We start from the raw sequence: 22,133 nt of genomic DNA, 5'->3' as shown, positions 1-22,133 counted from the left end.
GTTGGCAAAGAGGGGAACTATTCTTCGTCGGACAAGGCTTCGTTCAGCACTTCCTGGGCGATCTTCATCATTTCCTGCCCGATCAGCTGGCTGCCGCCGCTTGCGGCGGCTTGCTGCAGCGCTTCCTCGAATTGTGCCTGAGAGGGGTCCACATTCTGTGTCTGCGCGGGCGCCTGTGTGGTCGCGTTTACCGATCCAGCCATCTATTGCTCTCCTGCTAAGGTGTCGCTTGTTTTTGAATTGGCGGCCGTCTTGCGACCGTTCTCGGTCAGATCGTCCGCAACCTCGTCGTGCTGTCCGCCGCGGAAGATCCTTACCCGCGGATCGTCCATCTGGGCCGCCGGGGGCGGTTGAACGGACGAAACGACCTGCTTGACCATTGCAATGAATGGGGGCGGACCCGACACGCGAAGCGCGGGGGCGTTGGCGGTGGCTCGTACGGAGAAGCGCTCATCCATGAGGTCGAGCCGCTCGATCTCATCTATCACCGCCTTGCCGTTCGCCCTGCCGATGTTGATGATCTGCGTCGAGAACTCGTCGCTCGTATTTATGTGCAGGACCGAGCCGTCGAAATACCAGATGAGACCGTTCCCCTGCGTCAGCTTGTCGAGGAAGCCGCCCGCAGTTTCGGAGCGGATTTCGCCGCGCACCTGGCCACGGATCTTGTCGGACAGAAGCACCGGAATCGAGAGGTTGCGGCCGAACTCCTGCAGCGCGTCGCGAACGTCCTGGTTGATCAGGACATAGCTGTATTTGCTGCCATACCAGCCCGGATATCCGGCAAATGTCGGATATGTGCTCGCTAATATAGCGATAGCAAACATACAGAACCTCCCCATGAGCATGACGTTCTTCATGTCAAACGTTCCGATTGTTCGCATCAGCGGCCGAAAACTATAACAGTAGATCGACAGGTGCAACTCGAGGTTCCGAAAAAATACAAGTAACGCCCTTTGCTAAACAAGCACCGGCTGAAAATCCTTTGAAAGTAACTGATTTCTCCGAGCCGGTAACAATTTTATGACAGTTGTTGGCGCGATCTAATCGTTTATACTCACGAAGTATTACACACAGAAATATTATGTGATGCTCTTGCAAATTGTCATTCCCTGGCTTCGACCTTAACCATTGCACCGCCCCGAGATGGGGGGTCGACTCGATAAGAACTGTATGCCGGCGCCGGGCCTTGCCCCGACCGGCCCGAATTTCTCAAGGAGAAGACAATGGCTGTTTCCGGTGTAGGCGGTACGCAAACCTCGGACAATTCGATCGATAAGATGACGGACGCCTTCGACAAGGCGATTGAGAAGTCCGCGAAGATCACCGAAATCACGACCGAAAAGAAGGTCGCCCTGGACGCCGCAAAGCAGCGTCCGAACGGCTAAGCGGGCCGAAGGGCGGCTTGGCGCCGCCCTTCATCCACATTTGCGAGAAACCTGACTTGACCGGGCTGCGCCTTGCGCGCGGCGTCGGTGTCTCGGCTATCCGGCCAGCGAGGTGATAGTTCCATGGCATCCAATCTGGTCTTGAGGAATCCTGCCGCTTTGACGCTCGATGTCTTGAAGGGCGTGCACAGCGGCGTTTCACTGCCTTTGGATAAGGGCGCCTATCTGATCGGTTCCGGCGCCGATTGCGACCTGATGCTCAGCGACAGCGATGTGTCGGCGCATCACATGCGCCTGCAGTTTGCCGGGGCGGACGTGATGATCGAGGCCATCGGCGCCGATCTCGTGGTGGACGACACGACCGTCCCGGTCGGACATGGGCTTCAGGTTCCCACCCCCGTGACGGTGACGCTCGGCGGCGCAAGCCTCAGCCTTTCCCGGCCGGCGCGGGAAGCGACGCCTCGAAAGGCGGAAAAGTCGTCGCGCGCCAGCTGGATGCTCGGCGGCGTGGCGGCTTTCTCGCTGCTTACCATAGCTGCCGTCCAAGCCGGAGTTGCGGACGTCGATCACCGGCTTTCCATGGCGGCTCTCGACGAGAAGGCGATGACGACCGGGACGGTCGCGTCCACGGTTGCTTCGCCACAGGATGTCTCGGCAGCACTTTCGGCAAGGCTGCGCGACTCCGGTCTGTCGGACCTGAAAGTCGACGTCGAGGGGACGCGGTTTTCCGTTTCCGGTGCCGTCGATGACGAGGCCCGCAAGAACTGGGGCGAGGTCCAGGCCTGGTTCGACCGTTCCTATGGCACGGCTTACGTTCTGACGAGCCTGGTCGGCGACGCCGTGCCCAAGGCGGCACCGAAATTCAATCTCCGAGCCGTCTGGTTCGGCGAGACGCCCTATGCGATCGGCGCCGACGGCGCGCGTCTTTACAGGGGAGCCGCACTCGAGGACGGCTGGTACATCAAGGACATCCGTGACGGCAGCCTGACGGCCGCCCGGCAAGGCGAAGAATTCGTCCTCCGCTTCTGAGGCGCGACGAGAGGGGACAACAGATGAGTATCGAGGTCCGCCGGCACGACAATCGCAACCGCGCTCAATCAGGCGCGGTGTCGTTGCGGCCGGACGCGGCCGGACGCGCCCAATCTCAAGAGTTCGACGCCAGGCTCCTGCAATCGATCCGCCAGACCCGCCAGAAGCCGTCGACCGGCAATGTTCGGTCCGGCGCCGCCGAGCGGGCCAGGCTTTCGAACGCCAGCCTGTTCGATCTGTCGCGATCCCAGGAGATCCTGACCTATATCGTCCGGGAAGTCTTGCCCGGGCTGGATCTCGACGAGGACATCGCCAAGCTCACCACATCGATGCTGAACGACGAGATCGAAAGCAGACGCGATCTACAGCACCGTCTGATGCAGGCGCAAAGCAGTTGACGCAGCGGCACGCGGACAGCCTCGAATTCCTTCATGCGCTCGGTTCGCTCTACTGTCGCGCCGGCCACCATGAGCGCGGCCTGGTATTTCTTCTGCTTGCGGCAAAAATGGCCCCGGACAATGTCGCGGTGTTGCATTCGCTGGCCGAGGCATTCGTCGAGAGCGGTGCCGGCCTGCGTGCGATCGCCGCCATCGATCGGATAGAGGACATTTCCGAAGCCGTCGATCCAGCCGCTGGGCGGTTGAGGAGCAAGGCACAGTGGCTGCGCGGAGAGAAGGACCAGGCCCGCGAAGCGTTCGAGGCCTATCTTCGGGCGAGGGTGGCGGAATGAGCGCGATCGCCGCGGTCAACCAGTTCGCCAGGGCGGCATCCCGGCGGTCGGACATCGTCGTTGCAGCCGTGGTGATGCTGGCAATCACCATGATGATCATCCCGATGCCGACTTTTCTCGTCGACGTGCTGATCGGCTTCAATTTCTTCTACAGCCTGCTCATTCTCGTCGGCGCGCTCTATATTTCAAGCCCGGCGCAATTCTCCTCGTTGCCCTCGATCATCCTGCTCGGTACGCTCTTCCGGCTGGCCCTGGCGATCACCACGACGCGGCTGATCCTGACTGACGCGGATGCCGGACAGATCGTCGCTGCCTTCGGCTCCTTCGTCGTCGGTGGTGACGTGCTCGTCGGGCTCATCGTCTTCCTGATCATCACCATCGCCCAATTCGTGGTGATCACCAAAGGCGCCGAGCGCGTCGCCGAGGTCGGGGCCCGCTTCGCGCTCGACGCGATGCCGGGCAAGCAGATGAGCATCGACAACGAGGCCCGCAGCGGCGACATCGACCAGCAGGAGGCGCGGCGCCGGCGCGACGACCTCGAACGCGAGAGCCAGTTCTACGGCGCCATGGACGGCGCGATGAAATTCGTCAAGGGCGACGCGGTGGCGGGATTGATCATCATTGCGATCAACCTCATCGGCGGCCTGACGATCGGATCCTTGCAACGCGGCCTTTCGGTCGGCGAAGCGGCGCACACTTATTCGCTGCTGACGGTCGGCGACGGCCTCATTTCGCAGATACCGGCGCTGATGATGGCGGTGGCGGCAGGGGCGGTGGTGACGCGCGTGCCGTCCGGCCGCGGCCCGCAGGACCTCAGCTCCGAAATCCTCGGGCAGCTCGGTGCGAGCGAGCGTGCGCTGGCGCTGGCGGCGGCGATCCTTTTCGGTTTCGGGCTGGTTCCGGGTTTTCCGCTCATCGTCTTCTGGGCGCTTGCCGGCGTGGCCGGCCTGCTCGCCTACGCCGCCCGCAGACGCCAGGCTGCCGAAGAGGTTGCACGGACTGCTCCGACCCGACGCGAAGCGGACCGCTCCGTGTCCCCCGGTGGACGTGTCGTCGATCACATAGCGGGCAACCTGCCCGGGGCTCCGGGCACGCCCGCTGGAATGCCGCAAAGGATTACTGTGACGATGGGGGAGGAACTTGCCGGGTGTCTGCCTCAGCCATCGTTCACCGAGCGGGCGGAGGGCCTCGCCGAAGCGATCCTTGAGGATCTCGGCATTCGCGTTCCGGCGATCGGCCTGCACACCGCCGCGCGACTCGCGCCGGTCGAGTTTCGCATCGACTTCGAGGGCGTTCCCGTCGTCGAGGGTGCGCTCCTGCTCGACCACCTCATGGTCTGGGACGAAACCGTCGATCTCGACATCATGTCGATTCCCTATGTGACGCAGCCGGACCTCCTGGGGCTGAAGCTCGTCTGGATCGAACGATCGCATGCGGCAGCTCTCGACGCTGCCGATGTCGGCTATTGCGAGCCGGCAGACGTGGTGATGACGCTCGTCGAGCGCGTCCTGCGCCGCTATGCGCCGGACTTCATCGACGCGCAGGAAACGCGTGCGCTGCTCGGCCGGCTGGAAGAGACCTATGGCGATCTGATCAAGGAGGTTCTGGAGGTCGTGTCGGTGCAGAGGCTTGCCGACGTGCTCCGCAGGCTGATCGAGGAAGACGTGCCGATCACCAATATGCGCATCATTCTGCAGACGATCGCCGAACGTGCAGCGCAAGTCCAGAACCTGCAGGCGCTCACCGACAATGTGCGGGCGAGCCTCGGGCGGCAGATCTGTTTTCGTCTTGCCGACAGCAACCGGATCGTTTCGGCCTATCTGTTGACGCGGCCGTTCGAAGACGAAGTGCGAGCGGCGATCGAGAAGAATAGCGGTCCGGCCGGCACTGTGCCGGAGCGTCTGGCGGCACCGATCCTCGAGGAGCTCAAGAGGCGGCGCGAGAAGGCCGATGCGCAGTCGCGCACCGCGATCCTGACCTCAATGGACATTCGTCGGCACATCCGAAACCTCCTGATGCGCCACGACGTCCCTATGGCGGTTCTGTCCTATCAGGAAATCTCTGCGGAGTTCAGCGTCCAATGCCTCGGCTATATCGCGCTTCCGGTCGCCGGAACGCCGGAGCTTGGAGGTGCCGGTCGCGGATGAGCTTTCAGAAATCGACATCGAGAAGATCCATGTCTCGCTTGCGCGGGGGCGCGGGGTGAGGGGAACGAATAGGGAGTGGAATGCTAGTTTTGCGAAGCCTTCGCTTTGTCCAGGCGGGGAAACTCTTTCTGTTTATCTTGCTGGCCGCACTTGCGGTCCACTGTGCACTGCGATCGGCGAGTGCGCAGGTTAAGGTCGACGCCATAAACGGCCAGGTTCTGGAACTCACCGTTGGCGAGGGCACGATTCTTCGCTTCGACGAACCGGTCGAGTCGGTGTTTCTCGCCGACACGGCAATCGCCGACGTGCGCGTCGTCTCGCCCGGCGTCGTCTACATCTACGCGACGAAGACCGGCGATACCAATCTGATCGCGCTCAGCGCCGATCAGATGACGCGCGGCACCGTGCAGGTGCGCGTCAGCGGCAATCCGAGAGCCGCGGAACAGTCGGCCCTGGCGCTGCAGCCGACGACCAGGGTCGATATCAGCCTCTTCGGTGGGCAATATGTCGGCACCGGCCAGACCCGCAATGTCGGCGAGGCGATGGACATGGAAAGTGTCCTGCAGAGCTATTCGACACCCGACAAGCCGGCGCTCAACAACACGACGATTGCCGGACCGAACCAGGTCAATATCCGCGTCCGCTTTGCCGAAGTCGCCCGCAACGAATTGACGCGCTTCGGCATCGATTGGAGCGTTTTCGTCAACAGCGGATCCTTCTCCTTCGGCATCGTTCGGACCGGCGGCGCCAGCAATGAAGACGATACGGGGATCGCCATCGGTGCACGGGGCGATAATGTGAACGTGAATGTGCTGCTCGACGCGCTGCAGGCAAACGGCATCCTGACCATCCTGGCGGAGCCCAACATCACCGCCGTCACCGGCCAGACCGCAAGTTTCCTGGCGGGCGGCGAGCTACCGGTGCCGGTGCCGGCTGGCGACGGTCAGATCGGCATCGAATACAAGCAATTCGGCGTGTCGCTGCAATTCACCCCGACGCTGCTGCCGAACAACCGAATCGCCCTGCAGGTTCGTCCCGAGGTCAGCAGCGTTTCGCAGGACAGCGTCGTCTCGATCGCCGGATTGGTGGTGCCGTCGCTGCGCATCCGCCGTGCGGACACGACCGTCGAGGTCGGCAGCGGCCAGACCTTTGCGATCGCCGGCCTGTTCCAACGGCAGGAATCGCAGACGCTGAACAAGACGCCCGTCGTCGGCGACGTGCCGATCCTCGGTGAATTGTTCAAGTCCAAGCGGTTCCAGCGCAATGAGACGGAACTCGTCATCCTGATCACCCCATACCTCGTGTCACCCACCTCCGAGCGAAACATGAAAACGCCGCTGGACAGCCCCTCCGGTGTGATTACCTCGCCGCGCAAGAAGGCGAAGCCGGCGGTCAACAATGGATACGGCTTCTATGTTGAATGAAATTCCTTCGGGAGTGGCGAAGATGCGGGCGGCGTTGATGGCCGGCCTGCTCGCCTCGGCGGGCTGCAGCGGTTCGCATCCGCAACCCTATTCCCCCAATTACAGCTATCTCTCGATGCACGGTGCCCCGCCGGCGAAGGGCGGGCTCGTTCGCAAGGGCTACGACACGACCGCGACCCAGACGCTGGTGCCCGATGCATGCATCACGCCGGATACCGCCGACCAGCCGCTTTACCTGCCGTCCGGCTGCGCCAACAACCTCAATCTACAGCTCATGGCTGCGGATCAGCGGCATCTGCTCAAGGGTCGCGAAATGGGCCCGGCGATGGCCGCGCCCGTGGCGCGCGCAGCGAAAAACTACATCGATCGATACGGGGACGTCGGCGGTAGCCACCGCAACGCGGCGAATGAAACGGGGGTAGAATGAAGGCGTGTTGGTTTCTGAATCCGGGCCGTTGCCGGCCTAGCATGGGGCGGGGGATCGGGGCCGTTGCTGCGCTCCTGGTGCTATCTGCCTGCACCACGGTTCCTGCCGACAAGGAGAAGGACAAGCAGGCGGGCGCCCAGATGAAGCTGCTGAGCATCGCCCAGAGCATCGAGGCGAAGGGCGAAAGCGAAACGGCATTGGCGCTCTACGAGCGCGCCGCTGCCAATGCGCCGAACGATGCGTCGATGCGCGTCCGGCTCGGCAATGCGCGCCTCAAGGCGGGTGACGTCGAGGGGGCCGAGCAAGCCTTCCGCGCCGCCCTCGAGATCGATCCCAAGGACGCCGACGCGCTGCTTGGGCTCGGAACCGCTCAGTTGCAGAAGGGAGAGGCGGAGTCGGCGGCACGAAGCCTGGCACCGGCCGCCGAGGCGCTGAATTCGGTGGTGGCGTATAACCGACTGGGAACGGCGCTCGTCTTCAGCGGCAACGGCGGAGCGGCGGAGGGCGCATTTTCGAGGGCCCTGGCGCTGCAGCCGTCCAACCTCGACACGACGACAAATCTGGCGCTTGCCGAAGCGCTCTCGAACAACCTGACGCAGGCGGTAACGCATATGACGACCGTCGTGGGCTCGCCGCTCGCCGAACGGCGGCATTTCGTCAACTACCTGATCGTTCTAACCATGGCCGGCGAAACGGAAAAGGCGCGATCCGTCGCCGTGCCCGAGATGTCGGCGAGGCAGAAAAGCCAGATCCTCGCGAAGGCGGCAAAATTGCGCTCCATCCCGGACGTCGCCAACCGTGCACAGGAAATCGGTCTGCTGGCGTCGTCCAGGGATGATGACGTCACATGAGCGAAACAAGCGAGGAGAAGACGCTTCCCGCTTCCGACAAGAAGATCCGGGACGCGCGCCGCAAAGGCCAGGTGCTGCACAGCCCGGACATGGTCTCTGGCATCGTCGTCCTGTTCTCCACCTTGTTCCTGTTCTATATCGCGCCGAATCTTGAGGTGAAGATCGACCGGCTCCTGGACGAGGCGGCTCAGATCCACGCCCGCCCCTTCGCCGATGTCTGGTACCGGCTGAGCACGATCGCCGCCGATGCGCTTTGGACGACGGTGCTGCCCATCCTCGGCATCACGATCATCGCCATTCTCGCCACCAATGTCGCGATCACCAAGGGCTTCGTCTTCTCGGCCAGACCGATCGAGCCGGATTTCAACCGCATCAATCCGGCATCGGGGCTGAAGCGGATGGCCTCGCTGAAGAGCGTCGTCGATTTCGGCAAGGCCCTGTTCAAGATCGTTGCGCTCTCCATCGCCTTTGCCGTCGTCTTCCATGCGGGGCTTGGAGCTCTGTTCCAGTCGCCGACCTGCGGCTTTGCCTGTCTGCATGCGACGTCGCTCTCCATGCTGAAGACCATCACGTCAATCGCGATTGCCGCTTTTGTCGTCATGGGCGTGGTCGATGTCTTCCTGCAGCGCTGGCTGTTCATGCGCGAAATGCGCATGACCCGGTCGGAGAGCAAGCGCGAACACAAGGATACGGAAGGCGATCCGCTGATCCGGCAGGAGCGCCGCAAGCTGGCGCGTCTCTTCGGAACGACGAGGACCGGACTTACGAGCGCCGTGCTGCTGATCGGCGAGGAGCGGTCGGTGTCGATTGGCATTCGCTATGTCCGCGGCGAAACGCCCGTGCCGATCGTCGTCTGTCGTGCCGTCGGTGCAGCGGCGTTCTCGATGAGAGCGCAGGCGAGAAGCCAGGGAATACCGTTCATGGCCGACGCGGAGCTCGCCGCCGAGCTTGGCAAGACACCCGTCGGGGCGCCCGTTCCGGACCGGCTCTTCCAGGAGGTGGCGAATGCCCTGGTCGCCAATGGTCTGATTTGAACGCCCGCAACGTCCGAGGAGACTTCACATGTCGGATTTGCCGCCGAGGATGCAGCCTCTGAGGCTGCTGCTTCTTCTCCTCCTTCTGACGCCGTCGGGCGCGCATGCGACCGCGGACCAGCCTTGGCCGCCGATCCTCGACAAGAAGAACAAGCGGGTCTGGATCGACAGCGGCTATATCGAGTTCCTGATGTCGCCGCCGGCCTACCCGCCGCGCCACGAGCGGGGAGCGTTGGTCTCTCCGCAGGCGGGGGCGTTCGTGCCGAGGCATTTGGTGGAATACCGCACCCAGGAGCCGCCAGGAACGATCATCATCGATACGAGCCGCTACGCCCTTTACTACATCGTTCCTGGCGGCAAGGCGCTGCGCTACAGTGTCGGCGTCGGGCGCGAAGGCTATGGCTGGCACGGAACCGAAATGGTGAGCGGCAAACGCGCCTGGCCGGAGTGGCGGCCGCCCGCCGACATGCGCGCCAGGCGGCCGGAGCTTCCGGCCTACATGGCAGGCGGCGTCGACAATCCGCTTGGCGCGCGCGCCATCTATCTCGGCAATACGCTCTACCGCATCCACGGCTCGAACGAGCCGCAAAGCGTCGGCCAATCCTCCTCTTCGGGGTGTTTTCGCATGACGAATGACGACGTCATCGATCTTTATGAGCGGGTGAAAATCGGTGCGAAGGTGATCGTGCTGTCGCGCCGGCAACAGTTCCAGCGAGAGGGATGAGCGAAAGTAGGGGGGCGCCGGAGCGAAAGTAGGGAGGCCGCGGCGCGGCGTTTGGCGCTATGCGAGATGGACACGTGCCGAGGATCACGTGGCCATCGATAGCTCGAGCGGGAGGCGGGCGGGAAACCGCACACACTTTTCCTCATCCCGCTTAGTCCAGACATCGCGGGAGGATAACGTGATACGTCTATTGCTGCTGGCGCCCTATATCGGGCTGCTATGGGTCCCCTTTTATAATTTCGAGGAGCCGAAGCTCTTCGGTTTTCCCTTCTTCTACTGGTATCAGCTTGCCTGGGTGCCGCTGACGTCGCTCATCACCTATTTCGTCTACAGGAGCGTGCGTCATGAAAGCTAACATCGACATGTCGGCGCTCGCCGTCTTCATCTTCTTCTTCGTGCTCGTCACGGCCATGGGCTTCTTCGCTTCGCGCTGGCGCCGGGCCGAATCGCTCGATCACCTCGACGAATGGGGCCTCGGCGGCCGCAAGTTCGGCACCTGGATCACCTGGTTCCTCGTCGGCGGCGACTTCTACACCGCCTATACGGTCATCGCCGTGCCGGCGCTGGTCTATGCGATTGGGGCTTACGGCTTCTTCGCGCTGCCCTACACGATCATCGTCTATCCGCTGGTGTTTGCCGTCATGCCGCTCCTGTGGAAGGCGGCGAAGGAGCGCGGCTACGTGACGGCCGGTGACGTGGTGCGCGGCACCTACGGCTCGCGCGCTCTGGAGCTTGCCGTCGCGTCCACCGGCGTGATCGCGACGATGCCTTATATCGCCCTGCAGCTCATCGGCATGGAGGTGGCGATCAAGGCGCTGGGGCTTACAGGCGAAATGCCGATCATCCTCGCCTTCCTGGTGCTTGCCCTCTACACTTATTCGTCTGGCCTCAGGGCACCGGCGCTCATCGCCTTCGTCAAGGACATCATGATCTATATCGTGGTGCTTGCGGCGATCATCGTCGTGCCCTCCAAGCTCGGCGGCTATAGCGCCGTCTTTTCGGCAGCCGACGCGGCCTTCGAGGCGAAGGGCAAGGGCGGCATCCTGCTCGATCCGACGCAGCTCGTTCCCTATGTGACGCTCGCACTCGGCTCGGCGCTCGCCGCCTTCATGTATCCGCACACGCTGACCGGCATCTTCGCTTCGTCGGGCGCAAACACGATCCGCAAGAATGCGGTGCTGTTGCCCGCCTATACGCTGCTCCTCGGCCTGCTCGCCCTGCTCGGCTATATGGGCCACGCCGCCGGGCTTCAGCTTCAGAGCAACAACGACGTCGTCCCGACGCTGTTCAAGACGCTGTTCCCGGGCTGGTTCGCAGGCTTTGCCTTCTCGGCGATCGCCATCGGCGCGCTCGTCCCGGCGGCCGTCATGAGCATCGGCGCAGCGAACCTCTTCACCCGCAACTTCTGGAAGGTCTGGGTCAATCCGGATGTCACCCCCGCCGGCGAGGCACAGGTCGCCAAGATCACCTCGATGCTGGTCAAGGTGGGGGCGCTTGTCGCCATCCTGCTGCTGCCGACCCAGTTCGCGCTCGACCTGCAGCTGCTCGGCGGCCTGTGGATCCTGCAGACGCTGCCGGCCCTCGTCTTCGGCCTCTATACGAGCTGGTTCCGCGCTCCGGCACTGCTTGCCGGCTGGGCCGCCGGCTTCATCGGCGGGTCGGCTCTCGTCTGGTCGGATGGGCTAAAGCCGCTGCACGCGCTGGCCTTCGACGGCGTGACCGTCTCGGTCTATACCGGGCTGCTGGCGCTGGCGCTCAACGTCACCGTGGCGGTGGCCGTCAACCTCATCGTGCCGGCGAAAGAAACCGCCGACGATGATCTCCATGTCGCCGAGGCCGAATCGCGCAGCTAAGTTCAAGGGGCCGGCCGGATCAGGCCGGCCCCTCGCCGATCGCTCCCTCGCCGGTGCCGGCTTCCACGTCGCGTTGCCATTCGGCGGGTGATATGGCAATGAACCAAGAGCGGCGGCGAAGAGTATGCCGCGCTACAGCGACGCGTGTCTGACCGGACCCGCAAGGCGCTGTAGCACTTTGAATTGCTGCATGATTTGTCCTTAAGTCGGTCGCGACTTATGGGGGCATGCAGTTGGGCAACGAGGTGCCATGCCCGGTTGGGTCGTCCTCTCCGTTTCTACAGCCTATGTCGTCATCCTGTTCCTGATCGCCTGGTGGACGGATCGGCGAGGTGCGGGCCGGCGCTTGGCCGTACCCACCGAGTGGATGGCGGCACTCGGCTACGCGCTGACGCTTGCCATCTACAACACGTCCTGGAGCTTCTACGGTTCGGTCGGGCGCGCCCTGAGCGGTTTCGACTTCCTGTCGATCTATGTCGGCCCGACTCTCGTGCTGATCTTCGGGCAGCGGCTGATCGCCAGGATCGTCACGGTCGCGAAGAGCCAGAACATCACCTCGATCGCCGACTTCATCGCGGCGCGATACGGCAAGAGCCAGGCACTCGCCGCGCTCGTCACCATGGCGGCTCTGCTCGCCGTGCTGCCCTATATAGCACTGCAGCTGAAGGCGGTCGGCACCAGTTTCGACATCCTGACCGCGCCGGCCGTCGCCCCCGAAGGCGTCCGGCCGATCCGCGGCGACAGCACGTTTGCCGTAGCCGCCTCGATGGCGCTCTTCGCCATCATGTTCGGCGTTCGGCACATCCATGCGAGCGAGCACCATCGGGGCCTGATGGCGGCGATCGCCTTCGAAAGCCTGGTCAAGCTTTCGGCCTTCGTTATCGTGGCGCTGTTCATTGTCTTCCGCATGTTCGACGGTCTCGGCGACCTCGTCGCCCGCGCCGAGGCGGATCCGCGCATGGGGTCCTTGCTGGCGCCGGACTTTTTCGATCCGACTTGGATATCGAACACCATCATTGCCGCGATCTCCTTCCTCTGCCTGCCGCACATGTTTCATGTCGCCGTGGTGGAGAACAAATCGCTGTCGCAGGTGCGCGCCGCCGCCTGGCTCTACCCCGCCTATCTCATCGTCTTCAGCGTCCTGATGGTGCCGATCGCCATAGCCGGCATCGCCCGTTTCGCCGACACGGTAAACCCGGACACCTTCGTGATCTCGCTGCCGCTTGCCGCCGATGCCCCCCTGATGGCGCTGATCGCCTTTCTCGGCGGCTTCTCGGCGGCAACCGGCATGGTGATCGTCGCCTCGGTGGCACTGAGCACGATGCTCTGCAACGACGTCATCGTCCCCCTGCTGTTGCGCTCGCGCCTCGTTGGCCGCGGCGGTGCAATCTGGCCGTCGCCTTCGGCCCTGCTTTTGGTGCGGCGGATCTCCGTCGCGGCCATCCTGCTGCTCGCCTACATGATGAACCGCCTGGTCGATCAGGCCTATCCGCTGACCGTTATCGGCCTGCTGTCCTTCGTTGCGATCGCCCAGTTCGGCCCCGCTTTTCTCGGAGGATTGCTTTGGCGGCGCGCCAAGAGCGCCGGGGCGGGCGCAGGCATTGTCGTCGGCTTCGCCTTCTGGATCTACACCCTGCTCCTCCCCTCGATTGCGCCGCTCGTGCCCGCCGTCGACGCCGTGGTCGCCAACGGGCCACTCGGGCTCGCCTGGCTCAGGCCGCAATCGCTCTTCGGCATCGTCGGCCTCGATCCGATTTCGCATGCGACGCTCTGGAGCCTGGGTGCCAATCTCGCCGTCTTTGCGGCCGTGTCCTTGCTGGCGGATCGTTCGCCGCTCGAGCGTCTCCAGGCGGAGGCCTTTGCCGAGGGGGTCCCGGCGCCGCCGCCGCTCGCCTCATTGCCGCTCGTCACGCGGCTTGACGACCTGAAGACGCTCGCCGCTCGCTTCGTCGGAGCCGAGCGCAGCGTTTCCGCCTTCGATGACTTCGTGGAACAGCGCCGCGCGCGACAGGACGGACTTGCCGATGTGGATGCGATGCGGTTCACCGAGAACCTCATCGCCGGCGCGCTCGGTGCGGCCTCGGCCCGCGTGGTGATGGCCGCGGCGCTCGAAAGCCGTTCGCTGTCGCGCAAGGCAGCCGTGGGGATGCTGGACGAGGCGTCGCAGGCGCTGCATTTCAACCGGAAGCTCTTGCAAGGGGCGCTTGAAAGCGTGCCGCAGGGCATTTGCGTCTTCGACGCAGACCTCGCCATTGAGGCGTGGAACGCCCGGTTCCTTACGCTGCTCGACCTGCCGAAGGACCTGATCCGCGTCGGCCTGCCGCTCGCCGACCTCGTCGACTTCAACCGCGAGCGCGGCGAATACGACGGCGAGGACCTCAAGGCCCTGCTCGTCAACCGGGATCTCGCCAGACAATCCTGGCCCTATGTCTACGAGCGCAAGCGGCCGGACGGCATGGTGCTGGAGATCGCCTACGACCGTATGGCCGAGAGCGGCTATATCTCGACCTACACGGATGTGACCGAGCGGCATCGGGCAGCGGCCGGCCTGCGCCGCGCCAACGAGGAGCTGGAGCGGCGTGTCCAGGAGCGGACGCAGGCGCTCGAGCAGGCCAAGGCCGAGGCAGAGCGCGCCAATATCGGCAAGACGCGCTTTCTCGCCGCGGCAAGCCACGATCTGCTCCAGCCGCTGAACGCGGCGCGGCTCTATCTGGCGGCGCTCGACGAGAGCCTGCGCCTCAAGCCCGACGAAGCCGAAAAGGACCTGCGGACAGAGGAGCGGGCGCTTGCGAAGAACGCCGCGGCGGCACTTTCATCGACCGAGCGGCTGCTCGACGAGCTGCTGGACATCTCGTCCTATGATTCCGGTGCGGTGCGGGCGCAGCCCGTCGATTTTTCGGTCGGCTCGCTTCTCGCCCAACTCGAGCTCGAGTTCTCCGCCCTTGCGCGTCAGCGCGGCCTGACGCTCAAGGTGGTTGCCTCGACGCGTTTCGTCCGCACCGACCCGCAGCTCCTGCGTCGTGTGCTGCAGAATCTTCTCTCGAACGCCATACGCTACACGCCTAGGGGAAGGGTTCTGCTGGGGTGCCGGCGGCGGAAGGACGGCTTGCGCATCGAGGTCCGTGATACCGGCATCGGCATTGCCCCGGAGCGCCAGAAGGAGATTTTCGAGGAGTTCCGCCGGCTCGATACGGGCGAGGAGCGGGAAAAGGGGAGCGGCCTCGGCCTAGCGATCGTCGAGCGCATCTGCCGCTTGCTCGATCTTCCCTTAAAAGTGCGCTCCCGGCCAGGCCAGGGAACCTGCTTCATCGTCACCGTTCCGCTCGCGGCGCAAGGTGCGGCGGTCGCCGTTTCGGAAAAGACCGCCACGCCGTCGATCGCGAACCATGCCGCGCTTACCGTGCTCTGCGTCGACAATGACGCGGCGATACGGGAGGGCCTGTCGGCCTTGCTCTCCCGCTGGGGACACCGGCCGATTGTTGCGAGCGACGAGAGGACGGCGCTTGCCAATTGCAACGGCCTGGTGCCAGATCTGGCGCTCGTGGATTACCATCTCGACGGCACGACCGGCGTCGAAGTGCTGGACGGGCTGCGCAAGCACTGGGGCCGGGAGGTCAGGGGCCTGGTGATCACCGCGGACCGCAGCGAGGAGGTCAGCGCAAAGGCGAAAGCGCTTGGCTGCGAAGTCATGGCGAAGCCGGTGAAGCCGGCCGCCTTGAGACGATATCTGGATGCCGTCGCCCTGCTCAAGGGCGCCGGGCTGCAGGGGGAGGAAGAACATGAGCACGCGCATCGTCATCGCGGATGACCATCCGATGGTCCAGGCAGCCTTGCGCAGCGCTCTCGTCGCAGTGCTGCCGGAGCTCGAACTGATCGCCTGCCGGTCGGTGGACGAGGTTCTGGAGGTTCTCTCGAGCGACCGGCATGAGGTGGATCTCGTCCTGCTCGATTTGACCATGCCCGGCACGGAGGGTTTTGCCGGCCTGTTCCTGCTGCATGCCCATTATCCGACCCTTCCGGTGGCGATCGTTTCGGCAAGGCAGGACGCGGCGACGATCCAGAAGGCGATCACCTTCGGCGCTTCCGGCTATATCCCGAAATCGCTGGACCTGCCGGAAATGGCGAGCGCGATCCGCGCCATCCTCGACGGCGAGATCTGGACGCCGCCCCGCTTTGGCACCGAAACGGCCGATCCGGATGCGGCGATGAGTGCCCGCCTCGCTTCGCTGTCGTCGCAGCAATTGCGCATTCTGACGAAGATCATAGAGGGCAAGCTCAACAAGCAGATCGCCGGCGAGATGGACATCGCCGAGCAGACCGTGAAGGTGCACGTCTCGGCAATCCTCAAGAAGCTCGGCGTCGTCAGCCGCACCCAGGCGGCGGTGATGTGCGAGCGGTTGCTGTCGACCAGCGCTCGCGATGCGGGATAGGCAGCGTGGGCTCTTGGCCGATCACTAAGGCCGTTCTCAAGAGTGCTGGGGATCTCCCCTCCCGCTACTGCTTCGGCAGCCCCTCCGGTCTGAGGTGCTTCTTGAGCGCGGCGATGCGGAAGATGGCATTGACCGCACCATAGCCGCGATAGCTGCGCCGCTCGACGATCTCGAAGAAGAAGCCTTCGCCGTAGGTGGGGCTGTAGAGCTGAAAAAATTCGCCGTACTCGTCGCGATCATAGAGGATGTTTTCCGCCTTCAGCCGCTCGGTCATGTCCGGCTCCAGGCCGAAGCGCGCCTCCACATCGTCGTAATAGTTGGGCGAGATCTGCAGCGGGCGGAAGCCGTTCCGCCGGAGCGCCGCCGCGGTTGTGAAGATGTCATCCGTATGGAAGGCGAGATGCTGGACCCCGGAGCCGAACGTCTCGGCGATGAAGTGGCCCGCGAGCGTGCGGCGGTTTTCCGCCCCGTTGAGTGTCAGGCGCAGCGTGCCTGCGGCATTCTCTACGACCTGGCTGCGCACCACCCCGGCAGGATCAATGATATCGACCATCGGCGTTTTCTCCGCCGCGAAGATCGAGGTGTAGAACAACAGCCAGGTCGGCATTTCCTCGTAGGCGACCGTCTGGGCGACGTGGTCGATATTCCGGAGCCCGGCGTCCTCCTCCGCGCCTTCCTCCTCGAACGGCTCGAAGTCGATCTCCCAGATGCGGCCGAGGTCGCCCTTGTCGTCGAGCAGGTAGAGGAGCCCGCCGCCGACGCCGCGGATCGCCGGCACCTCGACCTCGCCCTTTGCGACCGGCTGGCTGAAGGACTCGGCGTCGAGCGCCAGCGCGCGTTCCATGGTTTCCTTCGCGTCGTCGACCACGACACCCATTGCATAGGCGGAGCTGCCGTGAACGGCATAGGAGGAGCCGGCAAATCCGGTTTCGTCGGTATTTATCAGAATGCGGATGTCGGCCTGCTGGTAAACGTCGACTTTCTTCGAGCGGTGCGTAGCGGCCTTGCGGAAGCCCAGCGTCCTCAGGATGGCGGTCAGGTCAGCGGCATCGTCGTCGGCAGCCGCGAATTCGACGAAGCCGACTCGCTGGACCGGAGCCCGCCCCGGCATCGGCGCAACGGTGAGAGAGCCTGCACTCGGATGCCGTCGCACCTGATCGCCGAGATAGACCAGCGATCGATGGCCATCGGCGGCAATCGGTTTGGCGGCCCCGCCGCGGAACTGATCGTTGAAGATTTCCAGCGAGAAATAACCATCGTAGCCGGTTTCGGCAATTGCGCGCGTGAACTCGCTGACCGGGAGGTCGCCTTCGCCGGGCATGTTGCGGAAATGGCGGCTCCAGTAGAGCAGATCCATGTCTATCAGCGGCGCATCGGCGAGCTGGACGATGAAGATCTTCTCCTTGGGGATCGAGCGGATCGAATTCACTTCGATCTTGCGCGACAGCGTGTGGAAGCTGTCGAGGATCAGGCCGATATTCGGATGATCGGCGCGCCGGACGATCTCCCAGGCGTCGCGGTGATCCGAGATGTGCCGGCCCCAGGCGAGCGCCTCATAGCCGACACGCAAGCCGCGTTTGGCGGCGCGTTCGCCGAGTTCATGGAAATCGGCCGCCGCCCGGTCGATGCCGCCGAGCGCGATCGGCGAGACGTTCGAGCAGACCAACAGGAGATCGGTGCCGAGCTGCTGCATGACGTCGAACTTGCGCTCGGCTCGGTCGAAGACGCGCGTCCGGTGCGGTTCAGGCATGCCTTCGAAGTCGCGGAACGGCTGGAAGAGAGTGATTTCCAGGCCATGGTCACGCACCATCCGTCCGACATCCGCGGGGCTGCCGTCGAAGGCGAGAAAATCGTTCTCGAAGATTTCCACGCCATCGAAGCCGGCCGCTGCAATCGCCGCGAGCTTGTCCGGCAATTCGCCGCTGATCGACACTGTTGCGATCGAGGTCTTCATCGTCCCTTTCCGTCGTCCCGGCCGGCCTTGTCGAGGCCCCAGAAGGCGATCTGCGTCGGCAGTTGCGCCAGGGTCATCTCGGCGCCGGCCTGGATTGCTATGCCGCGGCGCCGAGCCTCTTCGAGCCAGGGGGTTACCGGCGGCTTCGTCACGGCGTCGGCAATGATTTCCGCCTGCGTCAGCCGTTCCAGCGGAAAGGGATGGGGATCAGCGGCGTTCATGCCTGCCGGCGAGGCATTGATGGCGATGTCGACGTCGATGTCGTCCGGCAGGGAGTCCTGTGCCTGAAGCTGCGGATAGTCGCGGCGCAGCTGCCCGATCAGGCGGTCCGATTTCGCCCGATCGCGTTCGATGACGACGATGGTTGCCGCTCCCGCCTCGGCAAGCGCGTAGATGATCGCCGTTCCGGCGCCGCCGGCGCCGACGACCAGCACACACTTGCCGCGAACGCTGACGCCGTTCTTCGCCAGCGCCGCGACCATCGCTTCCCCGTCGACCATGTCGCCGAGGAGTGTGCCGTCCGGCCTCCTGTGGATGATGTTGACGGCCTCCGCCCGGCGGGCCCGATCCGTCAGCGCGTCCACGCCGGCATAGGCCGCCTGCTTGTGCGGCATCGTCACCGAAAGGCCGGGGCAGTTCCCGGTGCCGCGGATGGCGTCGAGGAAAGATGCTACCTTGTCCGGCAGGATATCCACCGGGATGAGCACCGCAGCCACATCATTGTCGGAAAACCACGCGTTCACCGGCCCCGGCGACTTCACCTGCTCGACCGGATGACCGATCAGCGGAATGAAGACGGTCTTTCCGGTAATCTCGGGGACCGGCTGCATTCACGCCTCCTCGAGATGGGCGCCGAGGAAGAGCTGGCCGACGCGCGGATCGGCGAGCAGCTTGTCGGCCTTGTCGTATATCCGGCTCCGGCCCTGTTCGAGCACGAGCCCGTAGTCGGACATGGCGAGCGCCGCCTTGGCATTCTGCTCGACCATCAGGATGGTCACGCCCTCGTCACGCAGCCGGATCAGCGTGCGGAAGGTCTCGTTGATCATTTGCGGGGAGAGCCCGATCGACGGTTCGTCGATGAGGATCAGCGACGGATCAAGCAGCAGTGCACGGGCGATCTCGAGCTGCTTCTGCTGGCCGCCCGAAAGCGTGATCGCCTGTTCCTTCGCCTTCTCCTTCAGGATCGGGAATTGCTCCATCACCTCGTCGATGCGCCGTGCGATCCTCGACTGATCATTGGACGAAATGCCGCCGATCTCGAGATTATGGCGCACCGACAGCATCGGGAATAGGTTGCGTCCCTGGGGCACATAGGTGACGCCCTTGGCGAGCATCTTCGCCGGCGGCAAGGACGTCACGTCCTCGCCGTTCAGGAGCACGGTTCCCGAGCGGATCTTCAGGAGCCCGAAGATCGCCTTGAAGACCGTCGATTTGCCGGCCCCGTTCGGACCGATCACCGTGGTGATCGTACCCTTGTCGATCTTGAAGGACGTGCCGTTCAGGATCGTCATTTTGCCGTAGCCGCCATAGACCTGCTTGAGTTCCAGCATGGCTCAACCTCCGAGATAGGCTTCGATGACGGTCGGATCGTTGCGCACCGTTTCCGGGTCGCCTTCGGCGATGATCCTGCCGTTCGCCAGCACGATGATGCGCGTGCAGAGCGACATCACGAATTCCATGTTGTGTTCGATGACGACGAAGGTGGCGCCGCGTTCCTGGTTGAAGGCCTTCAGGCGCTCCTTCAGGTCGGCGAGCATGGTGAGGTTGACGCCGCCGGCCGGCTCGTCGAGCATCACCAGCTTCGGTCCCGCCATGAACGCCATGGCGGCGTCGAGCAGCTTCTGCTGGCCATAGGAGAGCGATCCCGCCTTTGCGTGGGTCTGGTGCCCAAGCCGAAAGAAGTCGATCATCCTCAAGGCCTCCTCGGTGAGGCCCGCATCCGGCTTGCCGAAGAGGCGCGAGAGCATCGTGCCCTTGTGCTCCTGGCCGGCCAGGATGATGTTGTCGAGCACCGTCATCTCCGGAAACACCTGCAGCATCTGGAAGGTGCGGCCGACGCCGAGCTTGTTGAGGTCGCAGGGGCGTTTGCCTGCGACCTCCTTGCCATCGACCAGCACGGTTCCCGTCGAGGCGGGCAGTTGCCCGAGGACGCAGTTGAAGAGGGTCGACTTGCCGCTGCCGTTCGGGCCGATCAGCCCGAGGATCTCGCCCTGGTGGACATCGAACGACACGTCGTCCACGGCTCTCAGGCCCCCGAAGGACTTGCTGACATTGCGTACGGAAAGGACCGGCGTCATCGTCCTGCCTCCCAGGTCGTGGCATTCGGGTTCTGCTTAAGCTTCAGGGCCGTGCGGGCACGCTCGACCAGTCCGAGCAGGCCGGTCGGGCAGAAGACCATCAGCACGATGACCAGCGTGGCATAGATCATCAGGTAGTATCCCTCGGTGAAGCGCAGGAACTCCGGCGCGAGAACGATCAGCAGCGCGCCCAGAATCGGGCCGAAGAAGAAGCCGGCGCCGCCGACTATGACCATCAGCAGAACCTTGAGCGAGACGGTCAGGCCGAAAGAATGCGGATCGATGAACTGGGTGAGCTGTGCGAGGAGGCTGCCGGCAAGCCCGCCATAGGAGGAGCCGATGGCGAAGGCGAGAAGCGTCGTCTTGCGAATGTCGACGCCAAGGCTGTTGGCGCGAATGGGGTTCTCCCTCAATGCCTTGAAGGTGCGGCCCCAGGGCGAGCGGATGATGGCGTAGAGGGCGGCCGCCATCAGCACGAAGAGCGCAAGAACGAAGAAGTAGAAGGCCAGCGGCGTCTGCGTCGGCAAGCCGAGGACCTCAGGCCGCGGAATGCCGACGATGCCGTAGGTGCCGCCGGTCAGCCATTCCTCGTTGCGCAGCACGAGCACCACGAGAGCGTTGAAGGCCAGCGTGATGAAGGCCAGGAAGTGATGCTGGACGCGCAGGGCCGGGTAGCCGAGCAGAAAGCCGATGACGAAGCACAGCACCATCGCCGCGATCATCGCGACCGGCCATGGCACGCCGGCCATGGTCATGAGCGCCGTCATATAGGCGCCGATGCCCATGAAGGAGGCCTGGGCCAGCGAGACCTGGCCGGCATAGCCGAGCGTCAGGTTGAGCCCCATGGCGGAGATCGAATAGACCAGCCACGAGCACAGCACGAACACGCCGTAGTTGGATTGGGTGAAGGGGAGCAGGATCAGGATCGCGAGACCGGCGACCAGTGTAGCGAGAGTGTGCTTGCTCATACGGTGCGTCCTTCTGCCTTTCCGAGCAGGCCTTGCGGCCGCACGAGGATGATGATGATGAGCAGGATCAGCGGGACCGCGGAGCGATACGACGCGGAAACGTAGGCTGCCGAGAGATTGTCGATGACGCCGATCAGGAGACCGCCGGCAAGCGCGCCGCGGATCTGGTTGAAGCCGCCGACAATCGCCGCGATGAAGGCGATCAGGCCGAGCGTCTCGCCGTTCGAGAACTTCGCCAGATAGATCGGCGAGATCAGGATGGAGGCGAGGAAGGCGAGGGTACCGTTGATCAGGAACGTGTAGAGGATCATCCGGCGGACCGGGACGCCGAGGATTTCGGCCACGTTCGGGTTCTGCGCGGTCGCCTGCATGCAGCGGCCGATCTTCGTCCGGTTCAGGAAGAGCTGCAGCAACGCCACCGCTCCGAGCGCGATCAGCAGAACGGCGATGTCCTGTACCGAAATGGCGGCGCCGAGGACGTTGAGGGTGCGGTCGGAAAACAGCGCCGGGAATGGCTGCGCCTCGGCCGTATAGAACTGCTTGACGCTTTCTTTCATCAGGATGCCGAGCGCGATCGTGGCGATGACGATCGGCAGGACGCCGTGCGGCAGCAGCGGATCGATGATGATGCGCTTGAAGCCGAGGCCGAGCAGCAGCAGCGAAAGAACAAGCGCGATCGCCATCGCCACCGGAAAGCTCAGGCCGAGAAACTGCGTTCCGGCGAGAACGAGGAAGGCGGGCAGCATGATGAACTCGCCCTGGGCGAAATTGATCGTCTGCGACGCCTGCCAGAGCAGGGTGAAGCCGATCGCCGCGAGCGCATAGATCGACCCCGTTGCCAGTCCGGAGACGAACAACTGGAAAAACGTGTCCATTGAAG

The 22,133-nt window shown here is 63.8% G+C and carries 22 protein-coding genes; 14 read left to right on the top strand and 8 right to left on the bottom strand.

Features of this window, described 5'->3' with window-relative positions:
- Positions 1-17 precede the first annotated feature (17 nt).
- Together USDA257_RS10410 and USDA257_RS10405 are read right to left on the bottom strand one after the other, a co-directional pair.
- The gene (locus tag USDA257_RS10410) at positions 18-203 is read right to left on the bottom strand and encodes a hypothetical protein (protein ID WP_041414067.1); all 186 of its coding nucleotides are present in this window, start codon (positions 201-203) and stop codon (positions 18-20) included.
- On the bottom strand, positions 204-824 hold the full coding sequence (locus tag USDA257_RS10405; RefSeq protein ID WP_014762907.1) for a hypothetical protein: 621 nt from the start codon (positions 822-824) through the stop codon (positions 204-206).
- A gap of 399 nt (positions 825-1,223) precedes the next feature.
- Between USDA257_RS10405 and USDA257_RS37095 the strand changes: the two genes are divergently transcribed.
- From USDA257_RS37095 to USDA257_RS10340, 14 genes are all read left to right on the top strand, one after another.
- Positions 1,224-1,385 (top strand): hypothetical protein, encoded by a 162-nt coding sequence (locus USDA257_RS37095; protein WP_014762906.1) that lies wholly within the window; start codon positions 1,224-1,226, stop codon positions 1,383-1,385.
- Between the two features lie 123 nt (positions 1,386-1,508).
- Entirely contained in the window at positions 1,509-2,414 is a 906-nt protein-coding gene (locus tag USDA257_RS10400; RefSeq protein ID WP_014762905.1) for a SctD/MshK family protein, read from the top strand.
- Positions 2,415-2,437: 23 nt separating this feature from the next.
- The gene (locus tag USDA257_RS10395) at positions 2,438-2,812 is read left to right on the top strand and encodes a hypothetical protein (RefSeq protein WP_014762904.1); all 375 of its coding nucleotides are present in this window, start codon (positions 2,438-2,440) and stop codon (positions 2,810-2,812) included.
- Complete coding sequence (locus tag USDA257_RS10390) at positions 2,809-3,144, top strand: tetratricopeptide repeat protein (RefSeq protein WP_014762903.1); 336 nt, start codon at positions 2,809-2,811, stop codon at positions 3,142-3,144. The genes USDA257_RS10395 and USDA257_RS10390 overlap by 4 nt, the downstream gene beginning before the upstream one ends.
- Entirely contained in the window at positions 3,141-5,291 is a 2,151-nt protein-coding gene (sctV, locus tag USDA257_RS10385; RefSeq protein ID WP_014762902.1) for a type III secretion system export apparatus subunit SctV, read from the top strand. The genes USDA257_RS10390 and sctV overlap by 4 nt, the downstream gene beginning before the upstream one ends.
- Positions 5,292-5,371: 80 nt before the next feature.
- Positions 5,372-6,715: a type II and III secretion system protein family protein gene (locus USDA257_RS10380; RefSeq protein WP_014762901.1), complete on the top strand. Its 1,344-nt coding sequence runs from the start codon at positions 5,372-5,374 to the stop codon at positions 6,713-6,715.
- Positions 6,705-7,142, top strand: coding sequence for a hypothetical protein (locus tag USDA257_RS10375; protein ID WP_041414066.1), 438 nt, complete (start codon positions 6,705-6,707; stop codon positions 7,140-7,142). Before USDA257_RS10380 ends, USDA257_RS10375 begins: the two co-directional genes overlap by 11 nt.
- On the top strand, positions 7,139-7,993 hold the full coding sequence (locus tag USDA257_RS10370) for a tetratricopeptide repeat protein (RefSeq protein WP_014762899.1): 855 nt from the start codon (positions 7,139-7,141) through the stop codon (positions 7,991-7,993). The genes USDA257_RS10375 and USDA257_RS10370 overlap by 4 nt, the downstream gene beginning before the upstream one ends.
- Positions 7,990-9,027 carry an EscU/YscU/HrcU family type III secretion system export apparatus switch protein gene (locus tag USDA257_RS10365; protein WP_014762898.1) on the top strand — a complete coding sequence of 346 codons (1,038 nt, stop codon included), beginning with the start codon at positions 7,990-7,992 and terminating at the stop codon, positions 9,025-9,027. Before USDA257_RS10370 ends, USDA257_RS10365 begins: the two co-directional genes overlap by 4 nt.
- Before the next feature lie 28 nt (positions 9,028-9,055).
- On the top strand, positions 9,056-9,751 hold the full coding sequence (locus USDA257_RS10360) for a L,D-transpeptidase (protein WP_014762897.1): 696 nt from the start codon (positions 9,056-9,058) through the stop codon (positions 9,749-9,751).
- A 178-nt stretch (positions 9,752-9,929) separates the two neighbouring features.
- The gene (locus USDA257_RS33805) at positions 9,930-10,106 is read left to right on the top strand and encodes a DUF3311 domain-containing protein (protein WP_014762896.1); all 177 of its coding nucleotides are present in this window, start codon (positions 9,930-9,932) and stop codon (positions 10,104-10,106) included.
- The gene (mctP, locus tag USDA257_RS10350; RefSeq protein ID WP_014762895.1) at positions 10,096-11,604 is read left to right on the top strand and encodes a monocarboxylate uptake permease MctP; all 1,509 of its coding nucleotides are present in this window, start codon (positions 10,096-10,098) and stop codon (positions 11,602-11,604) included. The genes USDA257_RS33805 and mctP overlap by 11 nt, the downstream gene beginning before the upstream one ends.
- A gap of 250 nt (positions 11,605-11,854) precedes the next feature.
- Positions 11,855-15,412 (top strand): hybrid sensor histidine kinase/response regulator, encoded by a 3,558-nt coding sequence (locus USDA257_RS10345; protein ID WP_014762894.1) that lies wholly within the window; start codon positions 11,855-11,857, stop codon positions 15,410-15,412.
- Positions 15,384-16,034, top strand: a complete 651-nt coding sequence (locus USDA257_RS10340) for a response regulator (protein ID WP_014762893.1) — start codon at positions 15,384-15,386, stop codon at positions 16,032-16,034. The genes USDA257_RS10345 and USDA257_RS10340 overlap by 29 nt, the downstream gene beginning before the upstream one ends.
- Before the next feature lie 64 nt (positions 16,035-16,098).
- Here the strand turns inward: USDA257_RS10340 and USDA257_RS10335 are convergent, their stop codons facing one another.
- The 6 genes from USDA257_RS10335 to USDA257_RS10310 are packed head-to-tail and all read right to left on the bottom strand — an operon-like array spanning position 16,099 to position 22,128.
- Entirely contained in the window at positions 16,099-17,988 is a 1,890-nt protein-coding gene (locus USDA257_RS10335) for a bifunctional sugar phosphate isomerase/epimerase/4-hydroxyphenylpyruvate dioxygenase family protein (protein ID WP_014762892.1), read from the bottom strand.
- Positions 17,985-18,818, bottom strand: coding sequence for a shikimate dehydrogenase family protein (locus USDA257_RS10330; RefSeq protein WP_014762891.1), 834 nt, complete (start codon positions 18,816-18,818; stop codon positions 17,985-17,987). Before USDA257_RS10330 ends, USDA257_RS10335 begins: the two co-directional genes overlap by 4 nt.
- Positions 18,819-19,538, bottom strand: a complete 720-nt coding sequence (locus tag USDA257_RS10325) for an ABC transporter ATP-binding protein (RefSeq protein ID WP_014762890.1) — start codon at positions 19,536-19,538, stop codon at positions 18,819-18,821.
- 3 nt (positions 19,539-19,541) lie between these two features.
- Complete coding sequence (locus USDA257_RS10320) at positions 19,542-20,285, bottom strand: ABC transporter ATP-binding protein (RefSeq protein ID WP_014762889.1); 744 nt, start codon at positions 20,283-20,285, stop codon at positions 19,542-19,544.
- Complete coding sequence (locus tag USDA257_RS10315) at positions 20,282-21,253, bottom strand: branched-chain amino acid ABC transporter permease (RefSeq protein WP_014762888.1); 972 nt, start codon at positions 21,251-21,253, stop codon at positions 20,282-20,284. The genes USDA257_RS10320 and USDA257_RS10315 overlap by 4 nt, the downstream gene beginning before the upstream one ends.
- Complete coding sequence (locus USDA257_RS10310; RefSeq protein WP_014762887.1) at positions 21,250-22,128, bottom strand: branched-chain amino acid ABC transporter permease; 879 nt, start codon at positions 22,126-22,128, stop codon at positions 21,250-21,252. The genes USDA257_RS10315 and USDA257_RS10310 overlap by 4 nt, the downstream gene beginning before the upstream one ends.
- Between the last annotated feature and the right edge of the window lie 5 nt (positions 22,129-22,133).

Source organism: Sinorhizobium fredii USDA 257, assembly GCF_000265205.3.
GTDB lineage: Bacteria > Pseudomonadota > Alphaproteobacteria > Rhizobiales > Rhizobiaceae > Sinorhizobium > Sinorhizobium fredii_B.
This window is presented reverse-complemented; position numbering and strand designations above follow the sequence as displayed.

What these genes read in the sequence shown, in the direction of transcription:
- USDA257_RS10410 (WP_041414067.1), bottom strand. Translation starts at nt 203, where the DNA reads ATGGCTGGATCGGTAAACGCGACCACACAGGCGCCCGCGCAGACACAG.
- USDA257_RS10405 (WP_014762907.1), bottom strand. Translation starts at nt 824, where the DNA reads ATGTTTGCTATCGCTATATTAGCGAGCACATATCCGACATTTGCCGGA.
- USDA257_RS37095 (WP_014762906.1), top strand. Translation starts at nt 1,224, where the DNA reads ATGGCTGTTTCCGGTGTAGGCGGTACGCAAACCTCGGACAATTCGATC.
- USDA257_RS10400 (WP_014762905.1), top strand. Translation starts at nt 1,509, where the DNA reads ATGGCATCCAATCTGGTCTTGAGGAATCCTGCCGCTTTGACGCTCGAT.
- USDA257_RS10395 (WP_014762904.1), top strand. Translation starts at nt 2,438, where the DNA reads ATGAGTATCGAGGTCCGCCGGCACGACAATCGCAACCGCGCTCAATCA.
- sctV (WP_014762902.1), top strand. Translation starts at nt 3,141, where the DNA reads ATGAGCGCGATCGCCGCGGTCAACCAGTTCGCCAGGGCGGCATCCCGG.
- USDA257_RS10380 (WP_014762901.1), top strand. Translation starts at nt 5,372, where the DNA reads ATGCTAGTTTTGCGAAGCCTTCGCTTTGTCCAGGCGGGGAAACTCTTT.
- USDA257_RS10375 (WP_041414066.1), top strand. Translation starts at nt 6,705, where the DNA reads ATGTTGAATGAAATTCCTTCGGGAGTGGCGAAGATGCGGGCGGCGTTG.
- USDA257_RS10370 (WP_014762899.1), top strand. Translation starts at nt 7,139, where the DNA reads ATGAAGGCGTGTTGGTTTCTGAATCCGGGCCGTTGCCGGCCTAGCATG.
- USDA257_RS10365 (WP_014762898.1), top strand. Translation starts at nt 7,990, where the DNA reads ATGAGCGAAACAAGCGAGGAGAAGACGCTTCCCGCTTCCGACAAGAAG.
- USDA257_RS10360 (WP_014762897.1), top strand. Translation starts at nt 9,056, where the DNA reads ATGTCGGATTTGCCGCCGAGGATGCAGCCTCTGAGGCTGCTGCTTCTT.
- mctP (WP_014762895.1), top strand. Translation starts at nt 10,096, where the DNA reads ATGAAAGCTAACATCGACATGTCGGCGCTCGCCGTCTTCATCTTCTTC.
- USDA257_RS10345 (WP_014762894.1), top strand. Translation starts at nt 11,855, where the DNA reads ATGCCCGGTTGGGTCGTCCTCTCCGTTTCTACAGCCTATGTCGTCATC.
- USDA257_RS10340 (WP_014762893.1), top strand. Translation starts at nt 15,384, where the DNA reads ATGAGCACGCGCATCGTCATCGCGGATGACCATCCGATGGTCCAGGCA.
- USDA257_RS10335 (WP_014762892.1), bottom strand. Translation starts at nt 17,988, where the DNA reads ATGAAGACCTCGATCGCAACAGTGTCGATCAGCGGCGAATTGCCGGAC.
- USDA257_RS10330 (WP_014762891.1), bottom strand. Translation starts at nt 18,818, where the DNA reads ATGCAGCCGGTCCCCGAGATTACCGGAAAGACCGTCTTCATTCCGCTG.
- USDA257_RS10325 (WP_014762890.1), bottom strand. Translation starts at nt 19,538, where the DNA reads ATGCTGGAACTCAAGCAGGTCTATGGCGGCTACGGCAAAATGACGATC.
- USDA257_RS10320 (WP_014762889.1), bottom strand. Translation starts at nt 20,285, where the DNA reads ATGACGCCGGTCCTTTCCGTACGCAATGTCAGCAAGTCCTTCGGGGGC.
- USDA257_RS10315 (WP_014762888.1), bottom strand. Translation starts at nt 21,253, where the DNA reads ATGAGCAAGCACACTCTCGCTACACTGGTCGCCGGTCTCGCGATCCTG.
- USDA257_RS10310 (WP_014762887.1), bottom strand. Translation starts at nt 22,128, where the DNA reads ATGGACACGTTTTTCCAGTTGTTCGTCTCCGGACTGGCAACGGGGTCG.